Annotated in this window: 1 protein-coding gene; it reads left to right on the top strand. The window is 73.6% G+C overall.

Features of this window, described 5'->3' with window-relative positions; all coding sequences use genetic code 11:
* Positions 1–10 precede the first annotated feature (10 nt).
* Positions 11–11,956 (top strand): non-ribosomal peptide synthetase (locus tag L6E10_RS08375; protein ID WP_236218438.1); only part of this gene is annotated, 11,946 nt, incomplete at its 3' end.

Below are 11,956 nucleotides of genomic sequence, written 5' to 3'. Positions count from 1 at the left end.
AGACACCACCATGTCGTCGTCGATCGAGGACCGCATCGCCGCGCTGCCCCCGCACCTGCGCGAGCAGATGCGCCGCCGCCTCTCCGGCCGCTCGCAGCAGGCCGACGCCATCAGACCGGCCGACCGGACCCGGCCGTTGCCGCTGTCGTTCCCGCAGCAGCGCCTGTGGTTCCTGGACGGCTTCCAGCCCGGCGGCTCCGGCTACAACAGCGCGCTGGCGCTGCGCCTGACCGGACACCTGGACGTGGCCGCGCTGTCCGCGGCGCTGACCGGGCTCGTGGCGCGGCACGAGTCGCTGCGCACCACGCTCGACGAGGCCGACGGGGTGGGTGTGCAGGTCGTGCACCCGCCGTTCGACCTCGCCCTGCCGGTGGCCGAGCCGCCCGGCGACCTGGACGAGCTGCTGGTCGAGGAGTACTCCCGGCCGTTCGACCTGCGGCGCGGCCCGCTGGTGCGCGCGTTGCTGGTGCGGCTGGCCCAGGACGAGCACGTGCTGCTCGTCACCGCGCACCACGTCGTCACCGACGGCTGGTCGATGGGCGTGCTGACCGAGGAGCTGGGCGAGCTGTACGGGGCGGCCGTCGACGGACGGGAGGCCGCACTGCCCGCCTTGCCGCTGCAGTACGCCGACTTCGCCGCCTGGCAGCGGGAACGGCTGTCCGGTGACGCGTTGCGCGGCCAGGTCGAGCACTGGACGCGGCGGCTGAGCGGCACCACCCCGCTGGAGCTGCCCACCGACCGTCCTCGTCCGCCGGTGCGCACCACGAACGGTGCGACGCACGGGTTCACCGTCTCGGCCACGACCACCGCGGCGTTGCGCGCGCTCGCCCAGGAACGCGGCACGATCCTGTTCTCCGTGCTGATGGCCGGGTGCCAGGCGCTGCTGGCCCGCTACGCCGGCCAGGACGACGTGGCCGTGGGCACCGTGACCACCGGCCGCGACCGCCCGGGGCTGGAACGGCTGGTCGGGTTCTTCGTCAACACCGTCGTCCTCAGGTCCACAGTGGACAGCAGAGTTTCCTTCGCCGACTTCCTGGACCAGGTCAAGGAGAACGTCAAGGAGGCGTACGCCCACGACGAGGTCCCGCTCGAGCGCGTGGTCGACGCCCTGCACACGGACCGCGACGTCAGCCGCAACCCGTTGTTCGACGTGATGGTGCTGCTGCAGAACGCCGAACGCACCCCGCCGCGGCTGCCGGGCCTGGCGGTCGAGAGGGTCGGACTGGCCCGGCGGGACGCCATCTTCGACCTGACCGTCGAGTTCCAGGAGCGCGACGGCCTGCTGGACGGGGTGGTGGAGTACAACACCGACCTGTTCGACGCCGCCACGGCCGAGCGCTTCTCCGGCCACCTCGTGAGGCTGCTCGACGGCGTGGCGACCGATCCGCACCGGCCGCTGGGTGAGCTGCCGTGGCTGTCGGAGGCCGAACGCGACCAGGTGCTGGTGGCCTGGAACGACGCCCGTCGCGCCCCGGTCGAGGCGACGATCCCCGGCCTGTTCGCCGAGCAGGTGCGCCGGACGCCGGACGCGCCCGCCGTGATCTCCGGCGACGCGACCCTCACCTACGCCGAACTGGACGCGCGGGCCAACGGGCTCGCCCGTGAGCTGGTCGAGCTCGGCGTGCGGCCGGAGGACCGGGTGGGGCTGCTCGTGGAGCGGTCCGCCGATCTGGTCGTCGCCGAGCTGGCGATCGTCAAGGCCGGAGCGGCGTACGTGCCCCTCGACGGTCGTGCGCCGGCCGACCGCATCCGGCGGGTCGTCGACGACTCCGGGATCGCGGTCGTGCTCACCGACGCGCGCAACGAGAACCTGGTCGGCTCCGTCCACACCGTACGGATCGACGGTGCCCGGGACGGCGCGGCCGATCCCGCCGTCGTGGCGCACCCGGACCAGCTCGCCTACGTCATGCACACCTCCGGGTCCACCGGCACGCCCAAGGGGGTGGCCGTGCGGCACCGCGACGTCGTGGCGCTGGCACTGGACTCCCGTTTCGACGGCGGGGCCCACGACCGCGTGCTGCTGCACTCGCCGTCGGCGTTCGACGCCTCCACCTACGAGCTGTGGGTGCCGCTGCTGCGCGGCGGTCAGGTCGTGGTGGCGCGGCCGGGTGACGTGGACGCCGAGGCGATCAGGGACGCGGCCGGCCGCGGCGTGACCGCGATCTGGTTGACCGCGGGGCTGTTCCGGCTCGTCGCCCAGGAGGCGCCGGAGGCGTTCGCCGGGCTGCGGGAGGTGTGGACCGGCGGTGACGTGGTGCCCGCCGCGGCCGTGCGCGGCGTGCTCGAGGCTTGCCCCGGTCTGACGGTGGTCGACGGCTACGGCCCGACCGAGACCACGACGTTCGCGACGTCGTTCCCGATGACGGACACCGTGCCCGACGTCATCCCCATCGGCCGGCCGCTGGACGGCATGGCCGTCTACGTGCTCGACCGGGGCCTGCGCCCGGTTCCCGCCGGAGTGCCGGGGGAGCTGTTCCTCGCGGGCGCCGGCGTGGCCCGCGGCTACCTCGGGCAGCCGGGCCTGACCGCCGAGCGGTTCCTGCCCGACCCGTTCGGCCCGCCCGGCTCCCGCATGTACCGCACCGGCGACATCGGCCGCTGGCGCGCGCACGGCGTCGTGGAGTTCGTCGGCCGCACCGACGACCAGGTCAAGATCCGCGGCTTCCGCGTCGAGACGGGGGAGATCGACGCCCTGCTCGTGCGCCACCCCGACATCGTCCAGTCGATCACGGTCGCCCGCACCGACGACGGCCGCAAGCAGCTCGTCGCCTACCTCGTGCCCGCGGCGGGCACGGTCCCGGCACACGCCGAGCTGCGCACGTGGCTCACCCGCGAGCTGCCCGACTACATGGTGCCGTCGGCGTTCGTGGAGCTGGACGCGCTTCCGTTGAGCGGCAACGGGAAGGTCGACCGCCGGGCGCTGCCCGCCCCCGAGGCCCGCACGGCGGCCGACCGCCACGTCGAGCCCACCACGCCGGTCGAACGGGAGCTGGCCCGCGTCTGGGCCGAGGTGCTGCGCGTCGACCGCGTGGGCGTCGAGGACAACTTCTTCGAGCTGGGCGGCGACTCCATCCTCAGCATCCAGCTCGTCGCCCGCGCCCGCCGGGCAGGCCTGCGCCTGTCGTCCAAGGACGTCTTCCTGCACCCCACCGTCGCCGAGCTGGCCGCCGTCGCGACCGCCGTGGCCGAGCAGACGCCGGACGCCCCGGTCGCGGGGCCCGCGCCGCTGACGCCGATCCAGGAGTGGTTCTTCGAGACCGCGCCCGCGAACCCGCACCACTTCACCATGTCCACGCACGTGGAGCTGGCACCCGAGGTGGACGAGCGGGCGCTGGCGACCGCCGTGGACGCCGTGGTCGCGCACCACGACGCGCTGCGGACCCGCTTCACCCGCGACGGCGACCGCTGGGTCCAGGACTTGGCGCCCACTGCGCCGACCGGCGTCCTGCAGGTGCTGACCGGCCTCGACGACCACGCCTGCGACGAGGCCGCCCTCGCCGCCCAGTCGAGCCTCGACCTCGCCGAAGGCCCCCTGCTACGAGCCCTGCTGTTCCGCCTCGATGACGGCCGCCGCCGACTCTTCCTCACCGTGCACCACCTCGTCGTGGACGGCGTGTCCTGGCGAGTGCTGCTCGACGACCTCGACACCGCCTACCACCAGGTGCTGCGCGGCGAGTCGATCGCACTGGAACCCGTGACCACCGCGTTCGCCACGTGGGCCCGCCGCCTGGCCGACCGGGTGCGCGCGGGTGAGCTGGACGCCGACCTCGACCACTGGACCGGCTTCGCCGCCTCCGCCCCCGCCGGGATCCCGGTGGACCGCGACGGCGACCCCGCGGAGGACGTCCGGTCGGTCACCGTGCGGCTCAGCGCCGCCGACACCGGCGCGCTGCTGCACCAGGTGCCGGGCGTCTACCGCACGCAGGTCAACGACGTGCTGCTCAGTGCCCTCGGCCGGGCACTGGCCGGCTGGACCGGGCACGACCGCGTGCTGGTCGGCCTGGAGGGCCACGGGCGCGAGGACGTACCCGACGACCTCGACCTCTCCCGCACCGTCGGCTGGTTCACCAGCCAGTTCCCGCTCGCGCTGCACGTGCCGGAGGGCGACTGGGGCGCCGTGCTGAAGTCGGTCAAGGAGCAGGTGCGCGCACTGCCACGCCGCGGCCAGAGCTACGCGGCGCTGCGCCACCTGTCCGCTCCCGGCTCCCCGGCGGCGGCACTGCGGGACGACCCGCACCCGTTGATCAGCTTCAACTACCACGGCCAGTGGGACGTCGCGGCCGGGGCCGACGGGCTCGTCCGCGCTCGCCGCGCCCCGCTCGGCCGGGACAGCGCTCCCGGCAACGCCCGCGCGTACCTGGTCGACGTCGTCGGTCTGGTGGAGAACGGCCGGCTGGAACTCACCTGGCTGTACTCCGGCCGCGTGCACGACGAGCCGACGGTGCGGGCCGTGGCCGACGCGATGATGCGTGGACTGGCGGAGATCGTGGCGCACTGCGCCGAGTCGGGTGCCGGTGGCCGCACGCCGTCGGACTTCCCGCTGGCTCGGCTGGACCAGGCGGCGGTGGACCGGCTGGCCGGCACCGGTGCCGAGGTCGAGGACGTCTACCCGCTGACGCCGCTGCAGGAGGGCATGCTCTTCCACGGCCTGGCCGACCCGTCGTCCACCGCCTACTTCGACCAGGTGCGCCTGCGGTTGACCGGCGTCACCGACGAACGGGCCCTCGCCACCGCGTGGCAGCGCGTCGTCGACCGCACGCCGGTGCTGCGCGGCGCCCTGGTCTGGGAAGGCGTCGAGCGGCCCGTGCAGGTGATCCGCTCGCACGTCGACCTGCCGGCCACGCACCACGACTGGCGCGCACTGTCCGAAGAGGATCGTGAACGCGAGCTGGAAGCGTTGGGCGCGCAGGACCTCGACCTGCGCCGGGCGCCGCTGATGCGGATCGACCTGGCCCGGTTGTCCGGCGACGAGGTGCTGCTCGTCTGGACGTTCCACCACGTGCTGCTGGACGGGTGGAGCCTCGCGCAGGTGTTCGCCGAGGTGTGCGAGCAGTACCGGGCGATCACGGCGGGCGGCGCGCCGGAGGTCGTGTCCCGGCGGCCGTTCCGCGACTACCTGCGCTGGCTGGACGCGCAGGACCGGTCCGACGCCGAACGCCACTGGCGTGAGGTGCTGGCGGGTTTCTCCGCGCCCACCGCCCTGCCCTACGACCGCCCGCCCGCGCGTGACCACGCCACGGAGTCCTCCACGGCGGTGCCGGTGGCGCTGACCGCCGAGCAGACCGACCGGGTGCGCCGCACCGCCCGCCGCCACGGCCTCACCGTCAACACCGTGGTGCAGGGTGCGTGGGCGTTGCTGCTCTCGCGCTACAGCGGCGAGTCCGACGTCGTGTTCGGCACGACGGTGTCCGGCCGCCCCGGTGAGCTGCCGGGCGTGGAGCAGATGATCGGCCTGTTCATCAACACCGTGCCGGCCAGGGTCGCCGTGCGCGCCGACGCCGAGGTCGCAACCTGGCTGGGCGAGGTGCAGGCGGCGCAGACGGAGTCGCGCCGGTTCGACTTCGTGTCGCTGGCCGACCTGCGGTCGTGGAGCGACGTCCCCGCGGGGTCGTCGTTGTTCGACAGCGCCGTGGTGTTCGAGAACTACCCGCTCAACGACGTCGCCGAGGTCGGCGGCATCCGGGCGACCGAGGTGCAGGCCCGCGACACCACGACCTTCGCGCTCACCCTCAGCGCCGTGCTCGACGACCGCCTCCGCCTCGACCTGGCCTACGACCCGCACCTGTTCGACGCCGGCACGGTCCACCGCCTCGCCGACCGGCTGCTGCTCCTCGTCGACGCCATCGCCGCCGACTCGGCACGACAGGTGTCGGACCTGCCGCTGATGACCGGTGACGAGCGGCACCAGGTCCTCGTGGAGTGGAACGACACGGCCACCGAGGTGGCGGAGAAGTCGGTCGTCGAGGTGTTCGAGAGCCAGGCGCTGTCCACTCCGGACGCCACCGCCCTGGTGGTGGGGGACCGGTCGCTGTCGTTCGCGGAGCTGAACGCGTGGGCGAACCGGGTGGCGCGTGCTTTCGTCGCGTCGGGCGTGGGCCGCGAACGTGCGGTGGCGTTGTCGTTGCCGCGGTCGGTGGAGTTCGTGGTGGCGTTGCTGGCGATCTGGAAGGCCGGCGGGGTCTACCTGCCGGTCGACCCGTCGCTGCCGGCGGACCGGGTGGAGTTCCTGCTGCGGGACGCGAACCCGGTGTTGGTGGTGCGTGGCGAGTTGCCCGAGTCCGACGACCCGGCCGACCTGGAGCCGGTGGATCCGGGACAGGCGGCGTACGTGATCTACACGTCCGGTTCGACCGGGCGGCCCAAGGGTGTGGTGGTCGAGCACGGCAGCCTGGTGAACCTCCTGGTGTCCCACCGGGAGGGTTTCGCCCGCGGCCACCGGTTGCGGGTGGCGTTGTCGGCGGTGTTCTCGTTCGACACGTCGCTGGAAGGCATCGTGCTGATGGCCGACGGTCACGAGTTGCACGTGCTGGACGAGGACGTGCGGCTCGACCCGTCCGCACTTGTGCGGTACGTGCGTGATCACCGGATCGACTTCTTGGACCTGACCCCGTCCTACGCACGGCAATTGGTGGAGGCCAGGCTGGTGGACGGCGAGCACCGGCCGAAGGTGCTGATGCTGGGCGGCGAAGCGATCGGCGAGGACCTGTGGCGGCGCCTGGCGGAGGTGCAGGGCACCGTCAGCTACAACTTCTACGGTCCGACCGAGTCCACAGTGGACGCCCTGTCCGGCCGGATCACCGGCACCGGGCGACCGGTCGTGGGGCGCCCGCTGCCCAACACGCGGGCCTACGTGCTGGACGAGGACCTGGAGCCGGTCCCCGTCGGCGTGCCGGGAGAACTGCACCTCGCGGGCGCCCAGCTCGCCCGCGGCTACCTCGGCCGTCCGGGCCTGACCGCCGACCGGTTCCTCGCGGACCCGTTCGGCGAGCCCGGCGACCGCATGTACCGCACCGGCGACCGCGTCCGGTGGCTGGCCGACGGCACACTGGACTACCTGGGCCGCACCGACGACCAGGTCAAGATCCGCGGCTTCCGGATCGAGCCCGGCGAGGTCGAGGCCGCGCTGACGCAGCACCCCGACGTCCGCGAAGCAGTGGTGATCGCACGGAAGGACGAGGGACATCAGCGGCTCGTCGCCTACGTGACGGGTGCCGCGTCCGACCTGCGGACGTGGCTGGCCCAGCGGCTGCCCGACTACCTCGTGCCGGCGGCGTTCGTCGAGCTGGACGCGATTCCGCTGAACGCCAACGGCAAGGTCGACCGCCGCGCCCTGCCCGCGCCCGACTTCACCGGGGCGCGCACCGAGCACGTCGCACCGCGCACGGACGTGGAGCGCGAGGTGGCGGCCATCTGGTCGGAGGTGCTGGGCGTGCCCGGCATCGGTGTGCGGGACGACTTCTTCGAGCTCGGCGGCGACTCCATCCTCAGCATCCGGGTGATCTCGCGACTGCGGGCCGCGTTCGACGTGGAGATGTCGCCGCGGACGCTGTTCACCCACCCGACCGTCGCCGGGATCGCCGCGCTGGTCGCGGAGTCGGCGAAGGCCGGGCTGGCCGAGATCCCCGTGGTGCCGCGCGACGGCGGCCTGCCGTTGTCGTTCGCCCAGCAGCGGCTGTGGTTCCTCGACGAGTTCGAACCCGGAGGCGTCGAGTACCTGACGCCGTCGATCCTGCGGCTGCGCGGCCCCCTGGACGTCGACGCCCTGAACGCGGCGCTGACGACGCTGGTCGCGCGGCACGAGTCGCTGCGCACCACCTTCGACACCGTCGACGGGCGCGGTGTGCAGGTCGTGCACCCGCCGCGGCCCGTCGAGGTGCCCGTGGTGGACGTGACCGACCAGGAACTGGCCCACGTCCTGACCCGCGAGACCACCACGCCGTTCGACCTGCGGCGCGGCCCGCTGGTGCGGGTGCTGCTGGCGCGGCTGGGCGAGGACGACCACGTGCTCTCCCTCGTGCTGCACCACATCGTCACCGACGGCTGGTCCAACGGCGTGCTGCTCGGTGAGCTCGGCGCCTGCTACGAGGCCGCGACGTGCGGCGGGGACGCGGAGCTGCCCGGCCTGCCGGTGCAGTACGCCGACTTCGCGGTGTGGCAGCGGAACTCCTCGACCGAGGAGGCGTTGCGCGAGCACCTGGCGCACTGGCGCCGTGCGCTCGACGGCGTGCGGCCGCTGGAGCTGCCCACCGACCGGCCCCGGCCGGCGACCCGGGGCAAGCAGGGCGCGCTGGTGCACTTCCAGGTGCCCGCCGAGGTCACCGAGCGGCTCAGGGCGTTGGCCCGCCGGCACGACGGCACGCTGTTCATGGCGCTGGTCGCCGCGTGCCAGGCGGTGTTCTCCCGGTGGTCGGGGCAGCGCGACGTCGCCGTCGGCACGGTCGTCTCCGGCCGTGACCGCACCGAGCTCGAGGGTCTGGTCGGGTTCTTCGTCAACACGCTGGTGCTGCGCTGCGACGTCGACCCGCGCGAGGGCTTCGGGCACCTGCTCGGCCAGGTGCGGGAGACGGTGCTGGACGCCTTCGCCCACCAGGACGTGCCGTTCGAACGGGTTGTGGACGAGGTGCACCCCGTGCGCGACCCCAGCCGCACCCCGCTGTTCCAGGCGATGGTCGTGCTGCAGAACACGGGCGGCGAAGAACCGCGCCTGCCCGGTCTGCGGGTCGAGGAGCTGCCGCCGCCGTCGGTCGCGGCCGGTTTCGACGTGTCGTTCCAGTTCCAGGAGGTCGACGGCCGGCTGGAGGCGGTGCTCACCTACGACACCGCGTTGTTCGACACCGCCACGGCCGAGCGGCTGGTGGCCCACGTCGGCGTGCTGCTCGACGGCGCGACCGCCGACCCCGGCCTCGCCGTGGCCGACCTGCCGCTGCTCACCGGCGACGAGCTCGTGAACGTGCTGGAGAGGTGGAACGACACCGGCACCGCCGGCCCCGCACCGGCCTACCACGAGGTTTTCCAGGACCGCGCCGCCCGCACGCCCGACGCGACCGCGCTGGTCGACGGCGCCCGGTCGTGGACCTTCGCCGAGCTCGACGCCGACGCCAACCGGATCGCCCACCACCTGATCGCCGCGGGCGTCGGGCCGGAATCGGTGGTGGCGCTGGCGCTGCCCCGCTCGGCCGAGCTGGTGCTCGCGATCCTGGCCGTGCTCAAGGCCGGTGGCGCGTACCTGCCGGTCGACCCGGAGCACCCGGCGGAGCGGATCGCGTTCGTGCTCGACGACGCCCGGCCGGTGCTCGTGGTCGTGGCGGACGACAGCGTCCACGGCGACCTGCCGCACGTGCGGCTCGACGACCCCGCCGTGGCCGCCCGTCCCGCGACCGATCCGTCCGACGCCGACCGCACGGCGCCGCTGCGGCCGGAGCACGCCGCGTACGTCATCTACACCTCCGGCTCCACCGGCCGTCCCAAGGGCGTCGTGGTCGAGCACCGCAACCTCGCCGCGCTCGTCGCCGACCACCACGCCCGCCTGCTGCCCCGGGACGGCACCGTGCTGCGCGGCATCGCCACCGCCGCGTACACCTTCGACGCCTCCTGGGAGGGCCTGCTCCTGCTGGCCGCGGGCCACGAGCTGCACCTGCTCGACGACGACGTCCGGCTCGACCCGCGGGCCGTGGTCGAGCACATCGCCCTGCACGGCATCGACTTCCTCAGCTGCACGCCGTCCTACCTGCGGCAGCTCCTGCCGGAAGGGGTGCTCGAACGGCCGCTGCTGCTCGCCCTGGGCGGCGAGGCCGTCGGCGAGCCGCTGTGGCGTGCGCTCGCCGAGGCCGACAGCGTCACCGCGGTGAACCTCTACGGCCCCACCGAGTGCACCGTGGACTCCGTGTGGACCGAGATCACCGGCCGGGACCTGCCGGTGATCGGCACGCCGGGGCAGGGTCTGCGCGCCTACGTGCTCGACGCGGGGCTGCGGCCCCAGCCGGTCGGCGTGCCGGGCGAGCTGCACCTGGCCGGTGACCAGGTGACGCGCGGCTACCTGAACCGTCCGGGCCTGACCGCGGACCGGTTCGTCGCCGACCCGTTCGGGCCGCCCGGCAGCCGGATGTACCGGACCGGCGACCTGGTCCGCTGGACCGCCGACGGCGTGCTGGAGTACCGGGGCCGCGCGGACGACCAGGTCAAGATCCGCGGCTACCGCGTCGAACCCGGCGAGGCCGAGGCCGCGCTGGCCGGCCTGCCGGGGGTGGAGCAGGCCGTGGTCGTGGCGCAGGAGGTCGAACCGGGCACCCACCGCCTCGTCGGCTACGTCGTGGGAACCGCCGAGGTGGGCGAACTGCGGGCGCGGCTGAAGCTCCGGCTGCCCGACCACCTGGTGCCGTCGTTGTTCGTGCCGCTCGACGAGCTGCCCACGACCGACAGCGGCAAGGTGGACCGCCGCGCCCTGCCCGCCCCCGACGCCGGCGGGTCGCAGGACCACGTGGCACCGCGCACCGCCGTCGAACTCCAGCTGGCGCGGGTCTGGGCCGAGGCGCTGCGCGTGGACCGCGTCGGCGTGCACGACAACTTCTTCGGCCTGGGCGGCGACTCGATCCTGAGCATCCAGGTCGTGTCGAAGGCCCGCCAGGCCGGCCTGGAGCTGGCCACCAGGGACCTGTTCACCCACCAGACCATCGCCGAGCTGGCCACCGTCGTCCGCACGAACGAACCGAAGACCGCACTGCCGGAGATCGCCGGGCCGGCGCCCCTCACGCCGATCCAGCGGTGGTACCTCGACTCCCACACCGACGACCCGCACCACTTCACCATGTCGGTGCACCTGGAGCTGGCCGACGACACCGACGTCGACGCGGTGGAGCGCGCCCTGGCCGCGGTCGTGGCGCACCACGAGGCCCTGCGCACCCGCTTCACCCGCGTGAACGACGAGTGGGTCCAGGACGTGGCCGACGCCGTGGTCGAGCTGGAACGCCACGACGTGTCCACAGTGGAGGAAGAAGCTCTGGTCACGGCCGCCCGGGCGGGGTTGGACATCAGCCGCGGTCCGGTGATGCGCGCGTTGGTGTTCTCCGGCAAGCGGTTGAGCCTCGTGGTGCACCACCTCGTCGTCGACGGCGTGTCGTGGCGGATCCTGCTCGGCGACCTGGAGATCGCCTACCGCCAGGCCGTGGCGGGCGGGCGGATCACCCTCGACCCGGTCGGCACCCGGTTCACCCAGTGGGCCCACCGGCTCGCCGAGCACGTGCGCTCCGGCGCTTTCGACGCCGAACTGCCGCACTGGACCGCCGCGCTCGGCGTGCCGGGCGACGTGCCGGTGGACCGCGACGGCCCCAACACCGCCGGATCCACGCGCGTGGTGTCGGTGCGGCTGGGCAGGGAGCACACCGACGCCCTGCTGCACCGCGTGCCGGACGTCTACCGCACGCAGGTCAACGACGTGCTGCTCAGCGCGCTCGGCCGGGCCCTGTCGGCGTGGACCGGACGGGACCGCGTCGCCGTGACGATGGAGGGCCACGGCCGTGAGGACGTGCTCGACGGCGTCGACACCTCGCGCACGGTCGGCTGGTTCACTACGCAGTACCCGGTCGCGCTGACCGTGCCCGCCGGCGACTGGGGCGTGGTGCTCAAGTCGGTGAAGGAGCAGCTGCGGGCCGTTCCCGGCCGCGGTTTCGGGTTCGAGGCGCTGCGCCAGCTCCGCGCGAACTCCCTGACCGGGTCCGCGTTGCCGCCGGTCAGCTTCAACTACCACGGCCGGTTCGACGTGGCGGCGGCCGAGGAGGGCCTGGTTCGCGGCCGCCTGGACGACCGCGGAGCCGACCCGGCAGCCGACAGCCCGCGGCCGTTCCAGCTCGACGTCGTCGGCGGCGTCGAGGACGGCGAACTGGTGCTGTCCTGGTTCTACTCCGAACACCTGCACGACGAGTCGACCGTGCGGACCGTGGCCGAGGCCGTGGTGCGCGGG

This window comes from Lentzea sp. CC55 (assembly GCF_021056325.1).
GTDB lineage: Bacteria > Actinomycetota > Actinomycetes > Mycobacteriales > Pseudonocardiaceae > Lentzea > Lentzea jiangxiensis.
The sequence above is the reverse complement of the archived record's forward strand: the minus strand, read 5'-3'. Positions and strand labels throughout refer to the sequence as shown.